Annotated in this window: 20 protein-coding genes; 11 read left to right on the top strand and 9 right to left on the bottom strand. The window is 71.3% G+C overall.

The features are described from left to right. The first annotated feature begins 4 nt into the window (after positions 1-4). Positions 5-1210, top strand: coding sequence for a dipeptidase (locus C7M71_RS10755; RefSeq protein ID WP_111489584.1), 1206 nt, complete (start codon positions 5-7; stop codon positions 1208-1210). Between the two features lie 89 nt (positions 1211-1299). On the opposite strand, the gene C7M71_RS10750 is transcribed toward C7M71_RS10755, so the two are convergent. The 3 genes from C7M71_RS10750 to C7M71_RS10740 form a co-directional block, all read right to left on the bottom strand. After that, the gene (locus C7M71_RS10750) at positions 1300-2496 is read right to left on the bottom strand and encodes a globin domain-containing protein (RefSeq protein ID WP_111489583.1); all 1197 of its coding nucleotides are present in this window, start codon (positions 2494-2496) and stop codon (positions 1300-1302) included. A gap of 87 nt (positions 2497-2583) precedes the next feature. After that, complete coding sequence (locus tag C7M71_RS10745; protein ID WP_111489582.1) at positions 2584-3027, bottom strand: RrF2 family transcriptional regulator; 444 nt, start codon at positions 3025-3027, stop codon at positions 2584-2586. Between the two features lie 52 nt (positions 3028-3079). Further along, entirely contained in the window at positions 3080-3655 is a 576-nt protein-coding gene (locus tag C7M71_RS10740; protein WP_265737651.1) for a Uma2 family endonuclease, read from the bottom strand. Positions 3656-3755: 100 nt separating this feature from the next. Here C7M71_RS10740 and C7M71_RS10735 point away from each other — a divergent pair, with 100 nt between their 5' ends. Next, positions 3756-5519 carry a glycosyl hydrolase family 18 protein gene (locus C7M71_RS10735; protein ID WP_111489580.1) on the top strand — a complete coding sequence of 588 codons (1764 nt, stop codon included), beginning with the start codon at positions 3756-3758 and terminating at the stop codon, positions 5517-5519. 111 nt (positions 5520-5630) lie between these two features. Here the strand turns inward: C7M71_RS10735 and C7M71_RS10730 are convergent, their stop codons facing one another. Further along, entirely contained in the window at positions 5631-6050 is a 420-nt protein-coding gene (locus C7M71_RS10730; RefSeq protein ID WP_111489579.1) for a CoA-binding protein, read from the bottom strand. A gap of 35 nt (positions 6051-6085) precedes the next feature. Next, entirely contained in the window at positions 6086-7423 is a 1338-nt protein-coding gene (locus C7M71_RS10725; RefSeq protein WP_111489611.1) for a UDP-glucose dehydrogenase family protein, read from the bottom strand. 143 nt (positions 7424-7566) lie between these two features. On the opposite strand from C7M71_RS10725, the gene C7M71_RS10720 reads away from it, so the two are divergent. The 4 genes from C7M71_RS10720 to C7M71_RS10705 all read left to right on the top strand — a co-directional run bounded on the left by C7M71_RS10720 (position 7567) and on the right by C7M71_RS10705 (position 12598). After that, complete coding sequence (locus tag C7M71_RS10720; RefSeq protein ID WP_111489578.1) at positions 7567-8724, top strand: acyl-CoA dehydrogenase family protein; 1158 nt, start codon at positions 7567-7569, stop codon at positions 8722-8724. Positions 8725-8788: 64 nt separating this feature from the next. Then, positions 8789-9046, top strand: coding sequence for a pyridoxine 5'-phosphate oxidase C-terminal domain-containing protein (locus C7M71_RS10715; RefSeq protein WP_111489577.1), 258 nt, complete (start codon positions 8789-8791; stop codon positions 9044-9046). Positions 9047-9082: 36 nt separating this feature from the next. Then, positions 9083-9790 (top strand): M24 family metallopeptidase, encoded by a 708-nt coding sequence (locus C7M71_RS10710; protein ID WP_111489576.1) that lies wholly within the window; start codon positions 9083-9085, stop codon positions 9788-9790. A 552-nt stretch (positions 9791-10342) separates the two neighbouring features. After that, complete coding sequence (locus C7M71_RS10705) at positions 10343-12598, top strand: glycoside hydrolase family 3 N-terminal domain-containing protein (RefSeq protein WP_265737650.1); 2256 nt, start codon at positions 10343-10345, stop codon at positions 12596-12598. Positions 12599-12674: 76 nt separating this feature from the next. Here the strand turns inward: C7M71_RS10705 and C7M71_RS10700 are convergent, their stop codons facing one another. Next, complete coding sequence (locus C7M71_RS10700) at positions 12675-14063, bottom strand: LCP family protein (protein WP_114914314.1); 1389 nt, start codon at positions 14061-14063, stop codon at positions 12675-12677. Positions 14064-14443: 380 nt separating this feature from the next. Between C7M71_RS10700 and C7M71_RS10695 the strand changes: the two genes are divergently transcribed. Continuing rightward, a complete protein-coding gene (locus C7M71_RS10695; RefSeq protein ID WP_407675885.1) occupies positions 14444-15277 on the top strand; it encodes an ABC transporter ATP-binding protein in 834 nt (277 codons plus the stop codon). An 18-nt stretch (positions 15278-15295) separates the two neighbouring features. After that, complete coding sequence (locus tag C7M71_RS10690; protein ID WP_111492154.1) at positions 15296-17866, top strand: ABC transporter permease; 2571 nt, start codon at positions 15296-15298, stop codon at positions 17864-17866. Between the two features lie 162 nt (positions 17867-18028). Here the strand turns inward: C7M71_RS10690 and C7M71_RS10685 are convergent, their stop codons facing one another. After that, positions 18029-19069 (bottom strand): hypothetical protein, encoded by a 1041-nt coding sequence (locus C7M71_RS10685; RefSeq protein ID WP_111492162.1) that lies wholly within the window; start codon positions 19067-19069, stop codon positions 18029-18031. A 356-nt stretch (positions 19070-19425) separates the two neighbouring features. Between C7M71_RS10685 and C7M71_RS10680 the strand changes: the two genes are divergently transcribed. Both C7M71_RS10680 and C7M71_RS10675 read left to right on the top strand, forming a co-directional pair. Further along, the gene (locus C7M71_RS10680) at positions 19426-20472 is read left to right on the top strand and encodes a glycosyltransferase family 2 protein (protein WP_111492155.1); all 1047 of its coding nucleotides are present in this window, start codon (positions 19426-19428) and stop codon (positions 20470-20472) included. Positions 20473-20549: 77 nt separating this feature from the next. After that, the gene (locus tag C7M71_RS10675) at positions 20550-21188 is read left to right on the top strand and encodes an acyltransferase (protein WP_111492156.1); all 639 of its coding nucleotides are present in this window, start codon (positions 20550-20552) and stop codon (positions 21186-21188) included. Positions 21189-21198: 10 nt separating this feature from the next. Here the strand turns inward: C7M71_RS10675 and C7M71_RS10670 are convergent, their stop codons facing one another. Together C7M71_RS10670 and C7M71_RS10665 are read right to left on the bottom strand one after the other, a co-directional pair. Next, a complete protein-coding gene (locus C7M71_RS10670; RefSeq protein WP_111492157.1) occupies positions 21199-22833 on the bottom strand; it encodes an LCP family protein in 1635 nt (544 codons plus the stop codon). Positions 22834-23059: 226 nt separating this feature from the next. Further along, positions 23060-24433, bottom strand: coding sequence for an LCP family protein (locus C7M71_RS10665; protein ID WP_229758652.1), 1374 nt, complete (start codon positions 24431-24433; stop codon positions 23060-23062). Between the two features lie 102 nt (positions 24434-24535). Between C7M71_RS10665 and C7M71_RS31615 the strand changes: the two genes are divergently transcribed. Beyond that, positions 24536-24823 carry a hypothetical protein gene (locus C7M71_RS31615; RefSeq protein ID WP_229758651.1) on the top strand — a complete coding sequence of 96 codons (288 nt, stop codon included), beginning with the start codon at positions 24536-24538 and terminating at the stop codon, positions 24821-24823. Positions 24824-24923: the final 100 nt, after the last annotated feature.

Raw genomic sequence — 24923 nt, 5'->3', positions numbered from 1 at the left:
CGCCGTGGCGTACCAGGCCCCGACGCCCGAGCTGCTGGCCCGCGCCCGTGCCGTGCTCGCCGACGCCCCGGTGGTCGACGGCCACAACGACCTGCCGTGGGCGCTGCGCGAGCAGGTCCGCTACGACCTGGACGCCTGCGACATCGCCGAGGACCAGAGCCACCGGCTGCACACCGACCTGGCCCGGCTGCGGGCCGGCGGGGTGGGCGCCCAGTTCTGGTCGGTGTACGTACGCAGCGACCTCGCCGGGGAGCACGCGGTCAGCGCCACCCTGGAGCAGATCGACGTGGTGCACCGGCTGGTCGACCGCCACCCCGGCGACCTGCGGCTCGCACTCACCGCCGACGACATGGAGACCGCCCGCGCCGAAGGCCGGATCGCCTCCCTGATGGGCGCCGAGGGCGGCCACAGCATCGACTGCTCGCTGGCCACCCTGCGCGCCCTGTACGCCCTCGGCGTGCGGTATATGACGCTCACTCACAACGACAATGTGCCGTGGGCCGACTCCGCCACCGACACCCCCGCCGCCGGCGGCCTCACCGCCTTCGGCGAGGAGGTCGTCCGGGAGATGAACCGGCTCGGCATGCTGGTCGACCTCTCCCATGTCTCCGCCGACACCATGCGGCATGCGCTGCGGGTCAGCCGGGCCCCGGTGGTCTTCTCGCACTCCTCGTCCCGGGGCGTCTGCGACCACCCGCGCAACATCCCCGACGACGTGCTGGCGCAGCTGCCCGCCAACGGCGGCCTCGCCATGGTGACCTTCGTACCGAAGTTCATCCTGCCCGAGGCCATCGCCTGGACGCAGCGCGCCGACGCCAACATGGCCGAGCACGGCTTCCACCCGCTGGACACCACCCCGGCCGCGATGGAGTGCCAGCGCGCCTTCGAGGCGGCCGACCCGCGTCCCGTCGCCACCCCCGCCACGGTCGCCGACCACCTGGACCGGATGCGCGAGATCGCCGGGGTCGACCACATCGGCATCGGCGGCGACTACGACGGCACCGCCTTCACCCCGGTCGGCCTGGAGGATGTCTCCGGCTACCCCAACCTGCTGGCCGAACTGCTGCGGCGCGGCTGGTCCGAGGCCGACCTGTCCAAGCTGACCTGGCAGAACGCGGTCCGGGTGCTCCGCGCCGCCGAGGAGGCCGCCCGGGCCGAGCAGGCGCTGCGCGGCCCGTCCATCGCCACCATCGACCAGCTCGACGGCTGAGCCCGGCGGTCGGCCGGGGCCGGAGCCACTGACACCGGCCCCGGCCGACCGCGCTCTGCCTACTTCTGGACCGGCTACTCCTGGACCGGCTACTCCTGGCCCAGCCAGAGGTCCGGGCCGAACACCTCGTAGTGCACCGCCGAGGCGGGCACCCCGCGCCGCAGCAGGCCGCCGCGCATCGCCCGCAGATACGGCAGCGGCCCGCACAGATAGGCCGTCACACCCTCGGGCAGCTCCAGCGCGTCCACGTCCACCAGCCCGGCCTCGGCCTCCGGCGCGGCCTCGCCCGGCTCCTCGTACCAGCGCCGCAGGGTGGCGCCGGGCAGTGCCGCGACCAGCTGGAGCAGCTCCGCCAGGTGGGCGTGGTCGGCGGGGGAGCGGTCGGCGTGCACCACGGCCACCCGGCGGGTCGAGCCGGTGGCGGCGAGGTGGCCCAGCATCGCCAGCATGGGGGTGGAGCCGATCCCGGCGGAGGCCAGCAGCAGCGGTCCGTCGCCGTCGGGCAGCACCAGGTCGCCGAAGGGCGCCGACACCAGCAGCGGATCACCGGCCCGCACCTGCTCATGCAGCCGGCCGGAGACCTCGCCCTCGGGCCTGTCCGCGTCCCGCACCCGCTTCACCGTGATCCGCCAGTCGGGGCGGCCGGGCGCGGCGGAGAGGCTGTACTGGCGGATCTGCCGCGCGCCGTCCGGCAGTTCCACCCGGACGCTGACGTACTGGCCGGGGCGGAACGACCCGGCGGGCGAGCCGTCCTCGGGGCGCAGCAGCAGGGAGATGGTGTCGGGCGTCTCCTGGCGGCGCTCGGCCACCCGCATCCGCCGCCAGACCTCGCCCTCGGGAGTGCCGGCCTGCTGGTAGAGGGCGGCTTCCAGGGCGATCAGCGCATTGGCCATCAGCCAGTAGACCTCGTCCCAGGCGGCGGCCACCTCGGGCGTCACGGCGTCGCCGAGCACCTCGGCGATGGCGGCGAAGAGGTGGGTGTGGACGACCTTGTACTGCTCCGAGGTGATGCCCAGCGAGGCGTGCTTGTGGGCGATCCGGGAGAGCAGCGCGTCCGGGCGCTCGTCGGGGCGTTCCAGCAGCAGGCCGGCGAAGGCGGCTATGGAGCCCGCCAGGGCCTTGCGCTGCTCGCCGTTGGCCTGGTTGCCGCGGTTGAAGAGGTCGCGCAGCAGCTCGGGGTGGGCGGCGAAGAGCCTGCGGTAGAAGAGCGCGGCGATCTCGTCGATGGCGGCGCCGACCGCGGGGAGGGTGGCGCGGACGACGGGGGCGGACTCGGTGGAGAGCACAGGGACTCCTTTACTGGTAGATGATCTACTAGTTTTAGGGCAGGACGGATCGGCCGACGGGTGCGGTCGGCGCGAGGGTGGAGCGGATCAGCCGGAGGGTCTGGCGGTGAGGCCGACGAGCACCGGCCCGGTCGGCGAGGCGACCAGGTCCTGCACGGTGAGCTCGTCCAGTGCGGCATAGAAGGACTGCTGGGCGGTGCGCAGGGCACCCCGGAGCCGGCAGGCACCACGCAGCGGGCAGGGGGTCTCGCCCTCGCAGGCGACGACCTCCTCGTCACCCTCCAGGGCGCGTACCAGCCAGCCCACCGAGGCCCGCTGCCCGAAGCCGGTCAGCTCCAGCCCGCCACCCCGGCCCCGCCTCGCCTCCAGCACCCCCAGGTGCTGCAACCGGGCCACGGCCTTGGCCGTATGCGTATACGGCGCGGCCACCGCCTCGGCCACCTCCTTGGTGGTCAGGGGCTCGCCCTGCTCCGCGACCGCCAGGCGCATCACGGTACGCAGCGCCAGGTCGGTGAACTTCGTCAACCGCACGCCATGAGGCTAGCAAATACGCATCTCCCGTGCGCATTCAAGGCTTGTGCCCTCAGTCACAGGCATCGGTCGGCCGAAATCGCGCCCGCACCCGGTCGAGGTCCAACTCGGCGGTGAATGCTCCGGCCACCGTCGCGGTCTGCTGTCCCTTGAGGATCCCGACCTCCTGGTAGGCGTTACCCGAGAGCTCGTGAACGATCACATGCGGACTCGGCTCCAGCTCGACGCGCCAATAGGCAGGGACGTTCGCCTGCGCGTACAAGGCCGGCTTGAACACGCGGTCCTGCGGCTTGTTGAACGGGCAGACGATCTCCACCAGGAGCAGCACCGCCTCCACCGGTACGACCGTGGTGCTCCAGTCGACAGCCGAGTCGTCGGCGATCACGATGTCCGGTACGAAGAGCCTGCCCTCGCTGCGGACATTGACCGCTTCGGCCACCTGGAAGGGCGCCTTCGCGGCGCAGACGGCCTCGTCCAGCTGGTTGGCCAAGGCGCGGGAGAACGCCTGATGGGCCCAACCGGGCGCGGGAGCGCTCGGCGTCGAAGTGGTCCAGTGGGTCGCATCGCTGGTGTGGGCGCGGTGGGAGCGCTCTCCATCGACCAGTGGTCTACTCCGCAATTGGTCCATACCATTGACCGCGCACCTACATCTTCGGTATCCCATATCCAACCGCGTTCCGGGTGCCGACGGGCACGGCTCCCGATCCCCCACCGGAGGTTCATCCACCGTGCACGCCACCCGCAAGACCGGAAGACCGCTTGCCGCGGCGCTCTCCGTGCTGGCCCTCGCCGCCGGAGCGCTCACCGCGTTCGTGGGCGCCGGCCAGGCCGACGCAGCGTCCACCGCCCTCGCCGCCGCGCCCGCCGCGAGCAGCGGCGGTGTGAAGATCGCCTACTACGACCAGTGGAGCGTCTACGGCAACGCCTTCTACCCGAAGGACCTGGACACCCGGGGCATCGCCGGCAAGCTCGACATCCTCAACTACTCCTTCGAGAACATCCACCCCACCAACCTCACCTGTTTCGAGGCGACCAAGGCGTCCGACTCCAGCAATGAGTCCAACCCCAACGCCGGCGACGGCGCGGGCGACGCCTTCGCCGACTACCAGAAGTCCTTCGGCGCCGACATCAGCGTGGACGGCGTCGGCGACACCTGGAACCAGCCGATCGTGGGCAACTTCAACCAGCTGAAGAAGCTCAAGGCCAAGTACCCCAAGCTGCGGATCGTCGCCTCGATCGGCGGCTGGACGTACTCCAAGTACTTCTCCGACGCGGCGGCCACCGACGCCAGCCGGAAGAAGCTGGTCTCGTCCTGCATCGACATGTTCATCAAGGGCAACCTGCCGGTCGACGGCGGCTACGGCGGCGCCGGCACCGGGGCCGGCATCTTCGACGGCTTCGACCTCGACTGGGAGTACCCCGGCTCGCCCAACGGCCACACGGGCAACCACTACAGCACCAACGACAAGAAGAACTTCACCGCGCTGCTCGCCGAGTTCCGCTCCCAGCTGGACGCGTTCGGCACCGCCAACAACCGCAAAATGCTGCTGACCGCCGCCCTCCCGGCCGGTCAGGACAAGATCGCGCAGATCGAGACCGACAAGGTCGGCCAGTACCTCGACTACGCGAACATCATGACGTACGACATGCACGGCGCCTGGGACTCCACCGGCCCGACCAACCACCAGGACCCGACGTACCAGTCGCCGAGCGACCCGTCCACGCCGATCGCCCCGGGCACCGAGAAGTACAGCACCGACAACGCCATCAAGGCGTGGACCCAGGGCAACTCCGCCTATGGCATCGCCGGCGGCTTCCCCGCCTCCAAGATCACCATGGGCTACCCGCTGTACTACCGGGGCTGGACCGGCGTCCAGGCCGGCAGCAGCCACGGCCTCTACCAGAAGGCGACCGGCGCCGCCGCCGCCCGCAGCCTCAGCGCCACCGCCGGCATCGCCTACTACAAGGAGCTGACCGGCATCGTCGACAACGCGTCGACCACCTTCTACGACGCCGCCACCCAGTCCAACTACTTCTACAACGGCACCGAGTTCTGGACCGGCCTCGGCGACCAGTCCATCCAGGCCAAGGCCGACTATGCGCACTGCCACGGGCTCGGCGGCGCGATGATGTACTCGCTGCTCGACCTGGACACCAAGGCCACGCTCTTCAACAAGATCGTGAACGCCACCAACGGCTCCGCCGCCGGCTGCTCGGTGCCGACGCCCACCGCGACCCCGACCACCCCGGGTACGCCCACGCCGACGGCCACCCCCACCGTCAGCCCCACCGGCCCGGGTACCCCGACGCCCACCTCCGGCCCGACCGGCGGCACCTGCACCGCTCCGGCCTGGGACAGGTCCGCGATCTACGTCGGCGGTAACACGGTCTCCTACAAGGGCCACAAGTGGAACGCCAAGTGGTGGACGCAGGGCGAGGAGCCCGGCACCACCGGGGAGTGGGGTGTCTGGCAGGACCTCGGCGCCTGCTGACCCCGCCCCCACCGATCCTCCGCGCCGTCCGGCGGGCACCGACCCCCGGACGGCGCGGAGCCATGTCCGGGGCAGAGTCATGTCGGGGGCAGAGCTATGTCCGGCGCGGGGTCAGCCCAGGCCCAGCCGGGGGATCTCGATCGCCGGGCAGCGGTCCATCACCATCGGCAGCCCGGCCCCCCGCACCCGTGCGTACGCCGCCTCGTCCACCACGCCCAGCTGGAACCAGACCGCCCGGGCGCCCACCGCCACCGCCTCGTCGGCGACCGCCCCGGCCAGCTCGGAGTTGACGAAGACATCCACCACATCCACCGGGAACGGCACCTCCGCCAGCGAGCGGTAGCCCCGCTCGCCGTGCACGGTCTCGGCCTTGGGGTGCACCGGCACCACCTTCTTGCCGAACCGCTGGAGCACCCGGGCCACCCCGTAGGCGGCCCGCCCGGTGTTGCCGGAGAGGCCCACCACCGCCCAGACATCGCCGGTGCCGGTGAGGATCTCGCGTACGGTCGCGTCGTCGCCGAAGTTCGCCATGGACCGTCCAACCACCCGGCCCCCGGCGTGATTCCTCAGCTCGGGCGGCCCAGCGCCCGGTAGGTCCAGCCCGCCGCCCGCCAGGCCACCGGGTCCAGCACATTGCGGCCGTCCAGGATGCGCCGCTCGCTGACCACCGAACCCAGCGCCTCCGGGTCCATCTCCCGGAACTCCTGCCACTCCGTCAGATGCAGCACCACATGGGCACCCTGCGCCGCCTCCAGCGCCGAGTCGGCATAGGCCAGCGCCGGGAACATCTTGCGGGCGTTGTCCATGGCCTTGGGGTCGTACACCGTCACCTGCGCGCCCTGGAGCTGGATCTGCCCGGCGACATTGAGCGCGGGCGAGTCGCGGATGTCGTCCGAGTTCGGCTTGAACGCCGCACCGAGCACCGCCACCCGCCGTCCCAGGAACCCGCCGCCGCACTGCTCGCGGGCCAGCTCCACCATCCGGGAGCGGCGCCGCATATTGATCGAGTCCACCTCGCGCAGAAAGGTCAGCGCCTGGTCGGCGCCCAGCTCCCCGGCCCGCGCCATAAAGGCCCGGATGTCCTTGGGCAGGCAGCCGCCGCCGAAGCCCAGCCCGGCGTTGAGGAACTTGCCGCCGATCCGCTCGTCGTACGAGAGCGCCTTGCTGAGCTGCACCACATCGGCACCGGCGGTCTCGCAGACCTCCGCCATGGCGTTGATGAAGGAGATCTTGGTCGCCAGGAAGGAGTTGGCCGCCGCCTTCACCAGCTCGGCGGTGGCGAAGTCGGTCACCACGAACGGCACGCCCTGCGCCACCGGCGTCGCATACACCTCGCGCAGCAGCTCCTCGGCCCGCTCGCTGCGCACCCCCACCACCAGCCGGTCCGGGTGCAGGGTGTCCCCGACGGCGAACCCCTCGCGCAGGAACTCCGGGTTCCACGCCAGCTCCACCTGCTCGCCGGCCGGGGCCAGCGCCGCCAGCCGCTCCGCCAGCCGGGCCGCGCTGCCCACCGGCACCGTGGACTTGCCGACCACCAGCGCCGGACGGGACAGATGCGGGGCCAGCGCAGTCAGCGCGGCGTCCACATGGCTCATGTCGGCGGCGAACTCGCCGGCCTTCTGCGGGGTGTTCACACAGATGAAGTGGACGTCGCCGAACTCGGCGACCTCCTCCCAGGACGTGGTGAAGCGCAGCCGCCCGGACGAGCCCTCATGCCCGGGGACATGCTTGACCAGCAGTTCCGCCAACCCCGGCTCATACATCGGGACCCGGCCGGCGGTCAGCATGGCGATCTTGTCCGGGTCGATGTCCAGCCCCAGCACCTCGAAGCCGAGCTCCGCCATGCAGGCGGCGTGGGTGGCGCCCAGGTAGCCGGTGCCGATCACTGTGATCCTCAGTGCCACGGGCTCCATCCCTCCGTCGTCCCCGACTGCGACCCGGCGATGGTATCCGCCCGTTCCACCTGTCGTGCACGTCACGTCCTGCAAAGGCCGCCCGGAGCCGTAGAATCAGTGCGTACTTAACGGTAGTTAACCGGAGGGGACCCGTGGCCGGCAGCGAAGACTTCGACCTTTTCCGCATCTCCGAGGAGCACCAGATGCTCCGCGACGCCGTGCGGTCGCTCGCCGAGGCTAAGATCGCCCCGTACGCGGCCGAGGTGGACGAGGAGGCCCGCTTCCCCCAGGAGGCACTGGACGCCCTGCTCGCCAACGACCTGCACGCGGTGCACGTCCCGGAGGCATACGGCGGCTCCGGCGCGGACGCGCTGGCAACCGTGATCGTCATCGAGGAGATCGCCCGGGTGTGCGCCTCCTCGTCGCTCATCCCGGCGGTCAACAAGCTGGGCTCGCTGCCGGTGCAGCTGGCCGGCTCCGAGCAGCTCAAGGCCACGTACCTGGGCGCGCTCGCCCGGGGCAAGGGCATGTTCTCCTACTGCCTCTCCGAGCCGGAGGCGGGCTCCGACGCGGCCGGGATGAAGACCCGCGCGGTGCGGGACGGCGACTTCTGGGTGCTGAACGGCGTCAAGCGCTGGATCACCAACGCCGGCGTCTCCGAGTACTACACGGTGATGGCCGTCACCGACCCCACGCTGCGCTCCAAGGGCATCTCCGCCTTCGTGGTGGAGAAGGACGACCAGGGCGTCTCCTTCGGCGCCCCGGAGAAGAAGCTCGGCATCAAGGGCTCCCCGACCCGCGAGGTCTACCTGGACAACGTCCGCATCCCCGCCGACCGCATGATCGGCGCCGAGGGCACCGGCTTCGCCACCGCGATGAAGACCCTCGACCACACCCGCATCACCATCGCCGCCCAGGCCCTCGGCATCGCCCAGGGCGCCCTGGACTACGCCAAGGGCTACGTCAAGGAGCGCAAGCAGTTCGGCAAGGCCATCGCCGAGTTCCAGGGCATCCAGTTCATGCTGGCCGACATGGCCATGAAGCTGGAGGCGGCCCGCCAGCTCACCTATGCCGCCGCCGCCAAGTCCCAGCGCCTCGACGCCGACCTCACCTTCTTCGGCGCCGCCGCCAAGTGCTTCGCCTCCGACGCCGCCATGGAGATCACCACCGACGCGGTCCAACTCCTCGGCGGCTACGGCTACACCCGCGACTACCCGCTGGAGCGCATGATGCGCGACGCCAAAATTACGCAGATCTACGAGGGCACCAACCAGGTCCAGCGCATCGTCATGGCCAGGAACCTCCCCTAGGCGGTGCACACCCCGCCGGGACAGGGCGGCCCGCGATCCGTATCGCCATCCGTATATTGCTCTCATGGCGGAGAGGGGACGGGCGGTGGCCGGCGTCAGGAGCGGATCCGGGGTACGGACGTGGCTGCGCGGGCTGGACGTGTTCTCCGGGCCGCCGGCGGAGTTCGACCCGGCTGCCACGCCGACCGAGCCCGTGGAGTTGTCTGTCGCCTGGCTGTCGGAGCCGGTCGAGTTCTTCCAGGCCGCGAAGAGCCGGGTGCACACCCGCCTACGGTATGAGCGCGAGGGCGAGGCATGGCAGCGCCACTCGCTCTGGTCCTGACCCCGGCATCATCACCCGAAGGAGAGGTCGTCCGACATGGCAGTCGAGGCATCCCACGAGCGTGAAACCCAGCGGGCCGAGGGCCTGGTGGCGGCACAGGAGAAAGCGGTAGCCCTGTTCGCCGAGGTCGAGGCGCGCGGCCTGGTCGCCCCCGGCGCCGGCGAGCGGGAGGTCAGCGACCGGATCCGCGACCTGGCCAACGAGATGTTCGGCACCACCAAGCACTGGCACAAGCGCATCATCCGCTCCGGCCCCAACACCCTCGCGCCGTACAAGGAGAACCCGCCCGACCGCGTCATCGCCCCCGACGACATCGCCTTCGCCGACTTCGGCCCCATCTTCGAGGAGTACGAAGCCGACTTCGGCCGCACCTATGTCTTCGGCGACGACCCCGGCAAGCACCGCCTCCAGCACGACCTCCCGCGCATCTTCGACGCCGGCCGCGCCTTCTTCGCCGCCGACCCCGACATCACCGGCGCCCAGCTCTACGCCGAGGTCGAACGGCTCGCCACCGAAGCCGGCTGGACCATCGGCATCTGGCACACCGGCCACCTCGTCGGCGAGTTCCCCCACGAGACCAACGACGGCGCCAAGGCCGAGTCCTACATCACCCCCGAGAACCACACCCCGCTGCGCCGCACCGACCGCGCCGGCCGGGTCTGCCACTGGATCCTGGAACTGCACCTGGTCGACCGGGAACGCGGCTTCGGCGGCTTCTACGAGCAGCTGCTTGACCTTGCGTGACCGCAGCCGTACCGGGGTTCGCCCTGTGCGCCCTGTGCGCCCTGTGCGCCCTGGCAGGTGGGTGATCTCCTGCCGCACGGTGAGCACCGCTTCCCGCCGTGCTCAGGCCCGCCAGCGTAGACGAGCGGCGGGGCGCAGCGCGGGCAATTTATGGGAGCGCTCCCAAAAAGGGCACGGCTTCACCCGCTGTCAAGGGGGTGGTACGCGGCCTCGGTGGCGCCCGGGTGGCGGTTCGGCCAACTTGACAGGAAGCCTTGACGCCTGGGAGATGTGCTGGCTTGATATGTCCCGGCGTCGATTGCTGTGTCTCTTTCCGCCGCCTGGAGGACTGCCCGGTCTGTGCGGTCTCGTCGCGAAGACGGCAGTGCCTCTTCGTGGAAGCGCTCCCACCAATCCGCTCGGCCGCTCACCCCGCAGCACTTCCCAGCCCTCCCGGAGGGCTGGACATGTACTCGCGCGCCCGGGAAGGGCGCGCGCCATCGCGGCGGCTGCCCCCGGCCGACGCGCCCCGTCCGCCCCGACCGCCTCGGGGCAGTCATCGGAGGTCCCGCAGTGCAGCGAACCTCGCTCTACCGGACGGCAGCCGTGGTCGGCGCCGCCCTCGCCATCCTCTCCTCGGTCGGCAACGCCACCCAGGCCGCCCCCGCCCCCGCTCTTGCCCCCGCCGCCGCGCCGATCCAGGCCGCAGCGGCGGCACTGCCGTACCAGGACGCGTCACTGCCGGTCGCGACCCGGGTCAACGACCTGATGTCCCGGATGACCCTGGACGACAAGATCGGCCAGATGACCCAGGCCGAGCGGGCCGCGCTCACCCCGCAGTCCGATCTGGCGACCTACCGGATCGGATCGGTGCTCTCCGGCGGAGGCTCCGCCCCGAGCCCCAACACCGCGCAGTCCTGGGCGGACATGTACGACAGCTTCCAGCGCACCGCGCTGACCACTCCGCTGGCCATCCCGATGATCTACGGCATCGATGCCGTCCACGGGGACAACAACGTCTACGGCGCGACCATCTACCCCCACAACATCGGCCTCGGCGCGACCCGCGATCCCGCTCTGGTGCAGCAGATCGGGCGCGCGGTCGCCGAGGAGGTCTCCGGTACGGGCGTGGACTGGGACTTCGCGCCCTGTCTCTGCGTCGCCCGCAACGACCGCTGGGGCCGTACCTATGAGTCCTTCGGCGAGACCCCGGAGATCCCCTCCGCCATGACGACGGAGATCACCGGCCTCCAGGGCGCGACCCTGGGCGGACCCGCCTCGGTCCTGGCGACCGCCAAGCACTACATGGGCGACGGCGGCACCACCAACGGCACCGACCAGGGCAACACCGAGCTGTCGGAGGCCGAACTGCGCGCCATCCACCTGCCGCCCTTCAAGGCGGCGGTGGACCGGGGCGTGGGCTCGGTGATGGCGTCCTTCAGCAGTTGGAACGGCGTCAAGATGCACGGCAACAAGTACCTGCTCACCGATGTCCTCAAGGGTGAACTGGGCTTCAAGGGCTTTGTGGTCTCCGACTGGGCGGCCATCGACCAGCTCGACGGGCGCACCGGCTTCACCGCCGACGAGATCACCACGTCCGTCAATGCGGGCATCGACATGGTGATGGTCCCCAATGACTACAAGACGTTCATCAGCCTGCTCCGTGGCGAGGTGCAGAACGGGCACATCCCGATGTCCCGGATCGACGACGCCAACCGCCGCATCCTCACCAAGAAGTTCGAACTCGGCCTCTTCGAGCGCCCGCTGACCGACCGCTCCTACACCTCCACCGTCGGCTCCGCCGCCCACCGGGCGCTGGGCCGCCAGGCCGTGCGGGAGTCCCAGGTGCTGCTCAAGAACGACGGCCGGGTGCTGCCGCTGGCGAAGTCCGGCAAGGTGTTCGTGGCCGGCAAGTCGGCCGACGACATCGGCAACCAGAGCGGCGGCTGGACCATCAGCTGGCAGGGCGCGAGCGGCAACATCACCCCTGGCACCACGATCCTCCAGGGCATCCGCGCGACCGCCTCCGACCCCTCCAAGGTCACCTACAGCCGCGACGGCAGCGGCATCGACAGCAGCTACAGCGCGGCCGTCGCGGTGATCGGCGAGACCCCGTACGCCGAGGGCCAGGGCGACCGGCCCGGCTCGCTGGGGCTGGACCAGGCGGACCTCAACACCCTTGCCAAGCTGAAGGCCAGCGGTGTCCCGGTGGTCGTGGTGCTGGTCTCCGGGCGTCCGCTGGACATCGCCGCCCAACTGCCCGACTGGAAGGCGCTGGTGGCGGCCTGGCTGCCGGGGACCGAGGGGCAGGGCGTCGCCGATGTGCTCTACGGCGACTACAACCCGACCGGCAAGCTGCCGATGAGCTGGATGCAGAGCGCCTCCCAGCAGCCGATCAACCAGGGTGACGGCAAGACTCCGCTCTTCGCCTACGGGTACGGGCTCAGCTACTCCACCTCGACCCCGACCCCCACGCCGACCCCGACCACCTCGACCCCCACGCCCACGCCCACCCCGACCTCCCCGTCCACAGGGGTGGCCTGCACCGCGCAGTACACCGTGACCAGCTCCTGGTCCGACGGCTTCCAGGCCGAGGTCACCGTGAAGAACACCGGCACCACCGCTCTCAAGGGCTGGACGGTGCGGTGGACCGCCGCAGGCCAGACGGTCACCAACCTGTGGAACGGCACCCTCACCCAGAGCGGCGGCACGGTCTCCGTGGCCAACACCGCCTACAACGGCGCGCTGGCCCCCGGCGCCACCACCTCGTTCGGCTTCACCGCCAACGGCTCGGCCACCCCGCCCGCCGTCACCTGCACCGGCTCCTGACCCCCGTCCCCCGTCCCTGAAATGAAACCCGCCCCGCCGTCCGCCCGGGAACGCCCCGGGCGGACGGCGGAGCCGGTCACTTCACATCCGGCACGGCCGTGTCATTGCGCAGCGCGTCGAAGACCTCCTTGGCCTTGGCGTCGTCCCAGGCCACCGAGGAACCCTCGGAGGTGGGCAGGCCGGGGTTGGAGATCGGCACCGTGATGGTCTTGCCGCTGCCGCCGCTCACGCCCTTCATGGCAAAGAACATCGAGGTCAGGTCGGTCAGCCCGCAGTCGTCGTCGACGACCAGGGTGCCCAGTCCCGAACTGATCGTCGGGTAGAGGGTGAACGGGTTGGCGATGGTGCCGGGGGAGGCGGCCTCGTCGGCGATGGCGGCCAGGAACTGCCGCTGCCGCTTCATCCGGCCGAGGTCGCCGGTGCCGTCCACATAGCGGGACCGCACATACTTCAGCGAGTCGGTGCCGTTGAAGTGCTGGCACCCGGCCTTGAAGTCGGCCCCGGACTTGCTGTCCTTCATGGCCTTGTCCAGGCACATGTCGACGCCGCCCAGTGAGTCGACCAGGTCGCGGAAGCCGGCGAAGCCGATCTCCGCGTAGTGGTCGATGCGCAGTCCGGTCGCCGACTCCACCGTCTTCACGAGCAGCGGGGCGCCGCCGAAGGCGAAGGCCGCGTTGATCTTGTGCTTGCGGGCCGGGATGGTGCTGCTCGGCTTGTCGCTGTCCGGGTGCGCGGGGACGGTCACCCAGGAGTCGCGCGGGATGCTCATCATGGTGTTCCCGTGGTCCCCGATGTGCAGCACCATCATCGAGTCGGTGCGCTTGCCGGGTGCGCCCAGCCCGGTGTGCAGGTCCTTGGCGTCCTGCTTGGTCATGCCCTCGCGGCTGTCGGAGCCGACGATCAGCCAGTTGGTGCCCTTGCCCTCGGCGGGTCGGCCCGGGTAGTCCTGGAGCACGTTCTCCCGGCGCAGCTTGGAGTCCGCCCAGAAGTAGGTGCCGACGGTGACCACCAGCAGCGCGCAGAGCAGCGACAGCAGGGTCACCTTGACCTTGCGGCGGCGCGGCCAGCGGGAGGGCCGGGCCGGGCCCGGCGGCGGTCCGCCGTAACCGGGGCCGCCCGGGCCGCCGGGCCCACCGGGACCGCCCGGGCCGGACGACTGCTGCGGCACGGTCGCCCCGTAGCCGCCGGGCCGACCGGCCCCGGGGCCGCGCGGGCTGAGGCCCGGCGGCAGCGGCGGCTCGGCGGGGGTGGCGGCGGGGCCGTACCCGCCGCGCGAGGTGGTGGCGGGCGCCTGCGGCGGCGGGCCGGGGCGCCGGCCGCCGTACGGGGCGCCGGAGCGGCCGGGCCGCTGGACGTGCGGCATCGACCGGGTCGGTTCGGCGTCACCGCCTCCGCCCCCGTATCCGCCGCCGCCCTGGCCCTGCTGCGCGCCGCCGCCGTAGCGGCCGTCCTGCCACGAGTTCATGCGGGAAGGATGCCCCATCCGGGGGCGTGCGCAGCAGCCGGGATCCCTGCTGTAGCAGAGTTGATGCAGGCGCGGGACGGCGCGGTGCCCCGGCCGTCGGCGGCCGGCTTCCGCAGGGTGGCCGCGGCGACCCCGAGACCCCGGGCCCGGGCCCCTAGGGGATGCGGCCGCGGACCCCGGACAAGCGCCGATGGTCGGAATACTCCCGCCGGAGGACTCGCCCGCCGCCGCGCGCCCGTACCGTCGTAGTACCTCGCCGCCCCACCGGAGCAGGTGGGGAAAGCCCCCGGTCGAAGAGGCCCCTGCGCACCATGTCGCGCGCGCTGCGTCTCCCGCAGGCTGGTGGCGTTCCGAGCAGGCCCAGAATCAAGGAGAGACCAGTGACGACGGCAGCAGCCCCCTTCGGGTCCCCCGTGGCAGCCACGGCCGGGGGAGAGGCCGGCGGCGCGTCGGCGACCGCGGCCGGCGCGCGGCAGGTGACCAAGGCGTACGGCACCGGTGAGACCCGGGTGATGGCGCTTGACCAGGTCGACGTGGACATCGCCCGGGGGCGGTTCACCGCCATCATGGGCCCCTCGGGCTCGGGCAAGTCCACCTTGATGCACTGCCTCGCCGGCCTGGACTCGGTCACCTCCGGGCAGATATGGATCGGCGACACGGAGATCACCGGCCTCAAGGACAAGCAGCTCACCAGGTTGCGCCGGGACAAGATCGGCTTCATCTTCCAGGCGTTCAACCTGCTGCCGACGCTCAACGCGCTGGAGAACATCACGCTGCCGATGGACATCGCCGGGCGCAAGCCCGACCAGGCGTGGCTGGACCAGGTGGTGGAGACCGTCGGCCTCGCCGACCGGCTGAAGCACCGGCCCACCCAGCTCTCCGGCGGTCAGCAGCAGCGGGTGGCGGTGGCCCGCGCCCTGGCCGCCAAGCCGGAGATCATCTTCGGTGACGAGCCCACCGGCAACCTGGACTCCCGCTCCGGTGCCGAGGTGCTCAACTTCCTGCGCCGCAGCGTGGACGAGCTGGGCCAGACCATCGTCATGGTCACCCACGACCCGGTCGCCGCCGGCTATGCCGACCGCGTGCTCTTCCTGGCCGACGGCCGGATCGTGGACGACATGTCCACCCCGACCGCCGACGCCGTGCTGGAGCGCATGCTGCGCTTCTCCGGCGACTCCCGGAGCGCCGGCCTCGACAGCCGCCGCGCCGGCTGACCGGGACGGACCGCAGCCATGATGCTCAAGACCTCTCTCCGCAGCTTCTTCGCCCACAAGGGCCGGATGGCACTCTCGCTGGTCGCGGTGGTGCTCTCGGTGGCCTTTGTCTCCGGCACCCTGGTCTTCACCGACACCGCCACCGCCACCTTCGACAAGCTCTTCGCCTCCACCGCGGCCGATGTCACCGTCAGCCCCAAGCAGCAGCACGGCGACAACCAGCAGCGCGGCGGCGCCCAGGCACTCACCCTGCCGGCCTCGCTGGTCCAGCAGGTCGCCGCCGAGTCCGGCGTGAAGACCGCCACCGGCGAGGTGTCGGTGCAGAACGCCACCATCGTCGACCCGACCACCAACAAGGCCGTCGGCCCGACCAGCGGCGCCCCGACCATCGCCAACAACTGGTACGAGACGCCCAACAGCGCCCTGAAGATCACCGACGGCAAGGCGCCGCAGGGCCCCGACCAGGTGCTGCTGGACGCGGACACCGCCGACAAGGCCAAGCTGAAGACCGGCGACCAGCTGCGGATCATCACCGCCGTCGGCGACTACCGCGCCACCATCTCCGGGATCGCCACCTTCACCGCCACCAACCCCGGCGCGGCCCTGGTCTTCTTCGACACCCCGACCGCGCAGCGCGAACTGCTTGGCCGCACCGGCGTCTTCACCTCCGTGGTGGCCTACGGCGACGGCAGCCGCACCAACGACCAGCTCAAGGCGGCCGTGGCGGCCAAGCTCAGCGGCGACTACGACGTGAAGACGGCCGCCGAGTCGGCCGCCGACTCCGAGTCGGAGATGGGCGGCTTCATGGACTTCATGAAGTACGCCATGCTCGGCTTCGCCGGGATCTCGCTGCTGGTCGGCGGCTTCCTGATCATCAACACCTTCTCCATGCTGGTCGCCCAGCGCACCCGGGAGATCGGCCTGCTGCGGGCCATCGGCGGCAGCCGCTCCCAGGTCAACAACTCGGTGCTGGTGGAGGCGCTGATCCTCGGCGTGCTCGGCTCCACCCTGGGCCTGGCCGCCGGGTTCGGGCTCGCGGTGGGCCTGATCAAGCTGATGGGCGCGGTGGGGATGCACCTCGACTCCTCCGACCTGACCGTCAAGGCGTCCGTGCCGATCGCCTCGTACGCGGTCGGCATCGTGATCACCGTGCTCGCCGCCTGGCTGCCGGCCCGCCGGGCCGGCAGGGTCTCGCCGATGGCCGCACTGCGCGACCACGGCACCCCCAGCGAGGGCGCCACCAACCGCCTTCGCGCCACCGTCGGCCTGCTGCTCACCGGCATCGGCGCGGCGGCCCTGCTCGGCGGAGCGGCGTCGAGCAGCGGGAGCACCGGCGGCTCACTGCTGGGCCTCGGCGTGCTGCTCACCCTGATCGGCTTTGTGGTGATCGGCCCGTTGCTGGCCGGTGTGGTGGTACGGGTGCTGGGCGCGGCGCTGCCGTCGCTCTTCGGCCCGTCCGGGCGGCTCGCCCAGCGCAATGCGCTGCGCAACCCGCGCCGTACCGGGGCCACCGCTGCCGCGCTGATGATCGGCCTGGCGCTGGTGACCGGCGCTGCGGTGGTGACCTCCTCGATGGTCTCCTCGGCGAGCAGCCAGATCGACAAGTCCGTGGGCGCCGACTACATCGTGATGTCCAACAACGGCGGGCTCACCCCGCAGATCACCAAGGCGATCAGCGGCACCCCCGGCCTGGACCATGTCACCCGGCAGAAGCAGATCGGCGTCCGGATCACCACCCCGGACGCCAAGACGGAGGACAGCGCGGTCAACGCCGTCAGCCCCGGCTACGCCCAGGATGTGCGGGTCCCGGCCGTCTCCGGTGACTTCGACGCGGCGCTGAAGCAGGGCATCTCGGTCGACAAGGGGTTCGCCGACACCCACCACCTCAAGGTCGGCGACCCGCTCAAGGTCGCCTTTGACAACGGCTCCACGGAGACTCTGGCGGTCGCCGCGATCACCGCCGACGACAGCCAGCTCTACCAGGGCGCCAAGTACGTCGGACTGGCCACCGCCGAGCGGGCGCTGCCCGCCGACCGGCTGCCGCTGGATGTCCTGGTGTTCGCCGGCGCGGCCTCCGGCACGGACGCCGACCAGGCGTACGCGGCCCTCCAGAAGTCGCTCGCCGACTACCCGCAGGTGCAGGTGAAGAACCAGGCGGACTACAAGGCGCTGATCCAGAAGCAGGTGGACCAGCTGCTCTACATGGTCTACGGCCTGCTGGGCCTGGCCATCGTCGTCGCGGTGCTGGGCGTGATCAACACCCTGGCCCTGTCGGTGGTGGAGCGCACCCGGGAGATCGGCCTGCTGCGGGCCATCGGCCTCTCCCGGCGTCAGCTGCGGCGCATGATCCGGCTGGAGTCGGTGGTGATCGCGGTCTTCGGCGCGCTGCTGGGTACCGGCCTGGGCCTGGCCTGGGGCACGGCGGCCCAGCAGGTCCTGAAGTCCCAGGGCCTCAACGAGCTCACCATCCCCACCGGCACCATCGTGGCCGTCTTCGTCGGCGCCGCGATCGTCGGCCTGCTGGCGGCGCTCGGCCCGGCCTTCCGCGCCTCGCGGATGAACATCCTGGCGGCCATCGCCACCGACTGACCCGCACCCGCCGGGCCGGGGGACGGCCCGACCCGGCGGGCACGGGGACGGGTGACGGGGGAGGGAACGGGGGAACGGGGGAACGGGGACGGCCCCGGCGCACAGCAGGTGCGCCGGGGCCGCGCCCGTTCTCCGCCGCCCTGTGGCTCGATTGACGGGGCGTCAGTCCATGGCGGCGGGGTTGGCCGTCAGGATGTGCTCGGCGGTCTCGCGCAGGCGCGGCAGATAGCCGCGCACCTCTTGGGCGCGGCGGCGCAGATCGGCGGGGGAGGCGATCCCGAGGTCGGCGAGGAGCCCGGTGAAGCCCGGGGTGTGGGCGGCCCGCACCTCCGGCGGGGCGTCGGCTTCGAGGACGGTCAGGCAGCGGGCGTAGGTCACGGCGATCCAGAAGACGGCCTCGCGGTGGAGGCCCCGGCCGATCAGCTCCCGGCTGCCGTCCACGGCGATCGGGCGTGCCTCGGGGGTGAGGTCGGAGGAGAAGGGGAAGGGTGTCCGGGCCAGGGCGGCGGCGGTGTCGAAGACCTCGGCCATGGCCCGCAGATGGTCTGCGACCCGCTCGGCGGAGAGGTGCTCGCAGCCGAGCAGGCGCAGCAGTTCCTCATGGATGTCCGGGCGGTCGTACTCCAGCAGCAGGGTGCGGGCCGCCGCGTAGCGCAGGCGGACGGTGGGGTTGCGCAGCCCTGCGGTCAGCAGCACATGGGTGGTGACTCCGGTCGGGAAGATCCATGCCATCACCTGGCCGGGCAGTGGTCGCGCCTCGTCCAGGGCGGCGAGCCCGTCGGTGATCCGGCGTTCGGCGTGCCGGCAGCGGCGGCGGACCCAGGGCCTTCTCGCGTACTCCCCGGCCGCCGCTGTGTGCAGTCGGGCCAGGTGGCCGGTGGGGTCGGCCAGCACGGTGTCCGTGCGGAAGCTCCCGGCCAGGTAGTAGGAGGAGAGCACCGCTTCCGGCGAGCAGACCTCCGCCCAGGGCAGCGGGCTGGCCTCGATCAGGATGCCGCCGTACCGCACCTTGCCCGGTTTGGGCGGCGGCTGCGGGGCGGTGGTGACGAGCAGCACATCCACGTCGGAGGTGGCGGGCAGTTCGGCGTCGCCGGGGAGCCAGGCGGCCGAGCCGCTGATGAACGCCCCGGCGAAGTGCGGGTCGCGGGCGGCGTGCTGGGCGACCCACCGGGCTGCCGTGGCTCGGGCTTCGTGGATCTGCATGGGATGCCTCCCCGGTCGCCGGAGTGTCCATGGTCGCAGTCGGTGGCTGGGGGCGGGCAGTTCGGCGTCGCCGGGGAGCCAGGCGGCCGAGCCGCTGATGAACGCCCCGGCGAAGTGCGGGTCACCGGCGGCGTGCTGGGTGACCCACCGGGCTGCCACGGCCCGGGTCGGGTGGATCCGCATGCCGCGTCAGGGGCAGGTGGTTGCCGGGGCGCCGGTGCCGGCGGGCAGTACCCGCCCTCCTTGGCGCCCTTGCGCCCTTTCGGGTGAATGGTTCCGGTTTTGCTTGACATTGGATGGGCGGCTCCGGCATCCGGCGGAGCGGGGGGTCGCTCCGCACCTGTACGGTGGGCGCGATGAGCGCCAACACTGCCGAGGAGCTGCCGGCGGTCTCCGTGATCATGCCGGTGCTCAACGAGGAACGACACCTGCGGACTGCCGTCCGGCACATCCTGGAGCAGGAGTACGCCGGGGGGCTGGAGGTGGTGATCGCGCTCGGCCCGTCCACCGACCGGACCGACGAGATCGCCGCCGAACTGGTCGCCGAGGACCCCCGGGTGCACACGGTCCCCAATCCGACCGGCCGCACCCCGGCCGCCCTGAACGCCGCCATCCGGGGTTCCCGCAACCCCGTCGTGGTGCGGGTCGACGGCCACGGGATGCTGACCCCCGGTTACATCGCCACAGCGGTACGGCTGCTGGCCGAGCGGGACGCGGCCAACGTCGGCGGGATCATGCACGCCGAGGGCGAGACCGCGTGGGAGGAGGCCGTCGCCGCGGCCATGACCTCCCGGATAGGGGTCGGCAACGCGGCCTTCCACACCGGCGGCGAGGCGGCCCCGGCCGACACCGTCTACCTGGGCGTCTTCCGCCGCGAGGTGCTGGAGAAGCTGGGCGGCTACAACGAGGAGTTCATCCGCGCCCAGGACTGGGAGCTCAACTACCGCATCCGGCAGAGCGGCGGGCTGATCTGGTTCACCCCCGAGCTGCGGGTCTCGTACCGGCCGAGGCCGTCCATACGGGCGCTCGCCAAGCAGTACAAGGACTACGGCCGCTGGCGGCGGGTGGTCACCCGCTACCACCGGGGCTCGGTCAATCTGCGCTACCTCGCCCCGCCCGCCGCGCTGCTGGGCGTGGTCGGCGGCCTGGTGCTGGGCGCGGCGCTGCACCCGGCGTTCCTGGCGGTTCCCGGCGGCTACGCCGCGGCGATCCTGCTGGGCTCGCTCAAGGAGGGCCGGGGGCTGTCGCTGAAGGCCCGGGCGCAGCTGCCGGTGGCGCTGGCCACCATGCACATGTCCTGGGGCTGGGGCTTCCTGACCTCGCCGCGCTCGCTGGCCCGCCGGGTGATCGCTAGCAAGGCCCCGGAGCCGGGCGCTGTCGGCGGGAACCTCGCCGGACGCTGAACCTCCCCGCATCGGCCGCCCCCGCTCGGTACGCTCGCGCCACCACAGGTGGGCACGGGTATCGGAAGGGGCGGCCGATGGCGCACAGCGGAGCGCGTATCCAGCCGAGCGCGGATGTCGACGAGCGCGCCGAGGTGGGCGAGGGCACCGTGGTCTGGCACCTGGCCCAGGTGCGCGAGGCGGCCGTGGTGGGCCGGGACTGCATCATCGGCCGGGGCGCCTATGTCGGGCCGGGCGTGCGCCTCGGCGACCGCGTCAAGCTCCAGAACCACGCCCTGGTGTACGAGCCCGCCGTCCTGGAGGACGGGGTCTTCGTCGGCCCGGCGGCGGTGCTCACCAATGACCTCTACCCCCGCGCGGTCGACCCGGACGGGAAGCTGAAGCGCGGCGACGACTGGGACGCACGCGGGGTGACGCTCCGTCAGGGTTGCTCGGTGGGTGCCCGCGCGGTGCTGGTCGCCGGGGTGACGGTCGGCCGCTGGGCGCTGGTCGCCGCCGGGGCCGTGGTCCACCGCGATGTACCCGACTTCGCCCTGGTCGCCGGGGTGCCGGCCCGCCGCCTCAAATGGGTCGGCCGGGCCGGAGAGCCCCTGGAGCGGCAGCCCGAGGACGGGCACGGCGGGGACGGGCACGGCGGGGACGGTGCCGTGCGGTGGCGCTGCCCCCGCACGGCCGAGGAGTATGTCGAGCGGGACGGCGTGCTCACTCAGGTCTGACGCCGACCCGTCACCAGGTGTAGGTGGTCCCCTGCGGGACCACCTGCATGCAGTCGCTCTTGTCGGAGGCGTGCTTGACCTCGACGCTGGAGGGCAGGTCGCCGGCCTTGGGCGTCTCCCGCACCGGGAAGGTGCTGCCGTCCGTCCAGTCGTCGCCGATCACCAGCGCCGGCGCGCCCCCCGAGGGGGACTCCTTGAGAGCACTGGCGGGCAGCTTCAGGGCGGCGGCGACCGCCTGGGCCTCCGCCTGGTGGGAGGCGCCGAAGGTCAGCGTCGTCTCCGACTGGGCGTCAGCGTTTCCGGGCGTCCCCACGGCAGCCTGGGTGAACCCGAGGCCCACCAGTTCGGTGGCGAGCGTTGCGGCGCGCTTCTGCACCGTGGTGCCGTTCCGCACGGTCACCGCGACCGTGGACCTGTCGACCGCCGGGGTGCTCGCGGGGGCGGTCGCCGATGCGGAGGGTGCGGCCTTCTTCTTGCCGCCGTTCTTGTCCAGCGGCACATCGGCGAGCAGCATCTGCCAGATCTTGTCGGCATCGGGCTTGTTGATGACCACGGTGTTCTTGTTCTGCGGGTCCTGAAGGAACGGGACGGTCAGCGTGGTGATGCGGTTCGCGGGGACCTTGCGCAGCTCGGTGCCCAGGTCGTAGAGCTTCTTCACCGTGTTGAGGCCGTCGTCCACCTTGAGCGCATTGGTGGCCGCCTCCGCAAGGTCCATCAGCCTGCCCGGGTTGGTGAGGGTCCCCTCGTCCTTCAGCTTCCGGATCAGCGAGTTGAGGTACATCCGCTGCGCCTTGGTGCGGTTGAGGTCGCTGCCCCAGGCATCGCGGGTACGCAGCCAGAGCAGCGACTGCTCGGCGTTGAGCTTGCTCTCCCCCTTGGGAAGCTTGAGCCCGGTGCCGCCGATCTTGGTCTTGCGGTCGTACATGTTCATGTTGACGCAGACCGTGACCCCGCCCACGGCCTGGGCCATGTCCACCACTCCGCCGAAGTCGATCACCATGAAGTGGTCGATGTCGAGCTTGGTGACCTCGGTCCAGGTCCCCAGGGTGCAGCCCGGTCCGCCGTGCGCCAGCGACTCGTTGATGCGCCGGTAGGGGATGGCCGGATAGTCCTTGCCCGACTCGTCGCGGCACTCGGGAATGTCCACCATGGTGTCGCGGGGGATGCTGATCAGCGAGGCATTGCTGCGGTCGGCCGACACATGGAGCAGCATCTGCACATCGGCCAGCGGCGGACTGTCCTTGAGGTTCTTTCCGCCGCCGAGTTTCCGGGCCCGCTCGGTGGCCCGGCTGTCCGAGCCCAGCAGCAGGATGTTCAGCGGGACCTGCCCGAACGCATTGGGAGCGGTGCGCTTCCCCTTGGCGTCACTGAGATTTTTCTTCGATGTCTCGATATTGCTGTTGAGGTGTTCGTAGTAAAGCCAGCCGGAGACGGCGGTGAGAAGTACGCAGGCGCCGGCGCCTATGGATATCGGCTTCAGATAGCGCTTGATCCCGGACTTGGGCTTGCGGCGGCTGCTCCGGCTGCTCCCGGCGGCCCGGTGGGAACGCTGGCCGGGGATGGCGGCGGCGTCCTGCGCCGGCGGGGCCGCACCGGAGTCGGTGGGTGTGCCGCCCGCCGGGGCGGGGCGGTCGTGGGTGGCCATGGGGACGGTTCACCTTCTCCGGGGAGGAAACGGGCGGCCGGAGCCGCTATCATTCCGTAACCTACCTTTCGAAGGCCATTCGCGCACAGGTTCCGGGTGGTGAATCGGGAAATAGCCGACCGTGATTCAGATCACAGTCGGCTCTGTACAACCTTTTCGCCGGATAATTTCGCGGACGCCATCGCAATCGAATGCGGAATGCATTCGAACCATCACTGACTGTGCGTCACTTCGCGCAGAGATTGGTGTCGTCGGCCTGGACGCGCTGGAGGTCGGACGGCGCGACGGTGGGGGCGGTGAGCGAGATGCCGGGCGCGGTGAAGTCCTTGCCCAGGATCAGCAGCATCGGGTCCTTCTCCCCGGTGCCGTACTCGGTGGTGGCCTTCATCTGTGTGGCGGGCAGGCCCATGGCCTCGGCCAGGGTGCGGGCCTGGTCGGCGTGGTCGGGCGCGTAGTACAGCGTGGTCTTCTCGGTCGAGGGGGCGTTGAAGCCGTTGCTGCTGCGGAGGTAGCCCTTGGTGTTCTGCATCCACTCCACGGTCGCCTGGGCCTGGCCGGTGACGCCGCTGCCGTTCTTCACCGTGACCCGGACGTCGGCCGGCGCGGCCTTGGTCGTGGCGGCGGGGGAGGCGGCGGCCGACGCGGAGGCGGAGGCGGTGCCCTTCTTCTTGACCTTGGTCAGCGACCTGTCGGCGGCGACCATCTGGAAGAGCTGGGAGGCGTCGGGCTGCTTCAGCGCCAGGCGGTTCTTGTCCTCCGTGTCGTCGATCACCGGGACCGTGGTGAAGGTGATGTGCTTGGTGTCCACCGCGCTGAGGTCCTGCGCCAGGTCCTTCAGCTTCAGTACGCCGGCGATGGACTGGTCGACGGTGAGCGCCTTGGTGGCGGCGTCGGCGAGGTTCCACACCTTGGTGGGGTCGGTGAGCGTGCCGTCGCTCTTCACCTTGCGGATCAGGCCGCTGATGAACTGCTGCTGGAGCGGGATGCGGGTGAGGTCGCCGCCGAAGCCGACCGCATGCCGGGTCCGGACGAAGGCGAGCGCCTCATCGCCCTTGATCACATGGTGCCCGGCCTTCATGTTCAGATGCGACTTGGGGTCGACCAGGTCTTTGGCGGCGCAGACCTCGACACCGCCGACGGCGGTGGAGAGGGTCTTCACCGCTTCGAAGTTGACCTCCACGAAGTGGTCGACTCGGACGCCGGTCAGCTTCTCGACGGTCTTCCAGGTGCAGCCCGGGTCGCGGCCGTCCTGGCCGAGGCTGGTGTTGAACATCGCCCTGTCCGTGCCCGGGATCACCTTGTCCCCGGTCTTGCACTCGGGGATGTCCACCAACAGGTCGCGGGGGATGGAGACGGCGGTGGCATTGGTGCGGTCCGCCGAGACATGGAAGAGGAAGGTGGTGTCGGCATGGCCGACGCTGCCCTCGTCCCCGTACTTCTTGCCCAGGCCCTCACGGCTGTCGGTGCCGATGATCAGGATGTTGACGGCCTTGGTGGCGGCCTTGGGGCGGTGGGCCTCGTCGCCGAGGTTGACGTCGACCCCGGTGATGTTGCCGTTGAGGTGCTGGTACGCGTAGATGCCGCCGGCGCAGCCGGCCACCAGGACGAAGCCGCCGACGCCGGCCGTCCACTTGAGCGCGCGGCGGCCCCGGGTGGGGGTCCGGCTCGCCTTGCGGCGGGCGGCCCGGCCGCCGGTCTCGGGGTGTCGGGGGTCTCGGCGGCACCGGGCTGCCCGTCGCGCGCCCGGCGGTTGGCCGCCCGGCCCCGGCTCTGCGCGGGGATGGCGGCGGTGGTCTGGGTGTCGCCGACCCGGGCGGTCCGTCCGGTCTGGCCGGTCTGGGAGATCTGGGAGATCTGGGAGGTCTGGGAGGTCTGGCCGGTGGCGGCCGACTGGCTGGTGCGGGAGGCCGGGCGGCCGTCGGCGGGGCGCCCCTGGGCGGGCACGGCGGCCTTGGGCGCACCGGCGCCGCCGTCCAGGTTCAGCCGGTAGCTGCCGGTGGCAGGGTCGAGGACCCACTGGTCCGCCGGGTCCTCGCCTTCCGGCCAACCGGGGCCGCTGCCTGAGGCGCCGTGCGTACGGCCGTCTCCAG

Origin of the sequence: Peterkaempfera bronchialis (assembly GCF_003258605.2) — a bacterium.
Taxonomy (GTDB): Bacteria; Actinomycetota; Actinomycetes; order Streptomycetales; family Streptomycetaceae; genus Peterkaempfera; species Peterkaempfera bronchialis.
Note: the sequence above shows the minus strand (reverse complement) of the source record. Positions and strands in the feature narration are given on the sequence as shown.

Coding starts and splice junctions, on each gene's coding strand:
- C7M71_RS10740 (WP_265737651.1), bottom strand. CDS start 3,655: ATGGACCAATTGCGGAGTAGACCACTGGTCGATGGAGAGCGCTCCCAC.
- C7M71_RS10730 (WP_111489579.1), bottom strand. CDS start 6,050: ATGGCGAACTTCGGCGACGACGCGACCGTACGCGAGATCCTCACCGGC.
- C7M71_RS10715 (WP_111489577.1), top strand. CDS start 8,789: ATGGCGGAGAGGGGACGGGCGGTGGCCGGCGTCAGGAGCGGATCCGGG.
- C7M71_RS10710 (WP_111489576.1), top strand. CDS start 9,083: ATGGCAGTCGAGGCATCCCACGAGCGTGAAACCCAGCGGGCCGAGGGC.
- C7M71_RS10700 (WP_114914314.1), bottom strand. CDS start 14,063: ATGAACTCGTGGCAGGACGGCCGCTACGGCGGCGGCGCGCAGCAGGGC.
- C7M71_RS10690 (WP_111492154.1), top strand. CDS start 15,296: ATGATGCTCAAGACCTCTCTCCGCAGCTTCTTCGCCCACAAGGGCCGG.
- C7M71_RS10685 (WP_111492162.1), bottom strand. CDS start 19,069: ATGCAGATCCACGAAGCCCGAGCCACGGCAGCCCGGTGGGTCGCCCAG.
- C7M71_RS10680 (WP_111492155.1), top strand. CDS start 19,426: ATGAGCGCCAACACTGCCGAGGAGCTGCCGGCGGTCTCCGTGATCATG.
- C7M71_RS10675 (WP_111492156.1), top strand. CDS start 20,550: ATGGCGCACAGCGGAGCGCGTATCCAGCCGAGCGCGGATGTCGACGAG.
- C7M71_RS10670 (WP_111492157.1), bottom strand. CDS start 22,833: ATGGCCACCCACGACCGCCCCGCCCCGGCGGGCGGCACACCCACCGAC.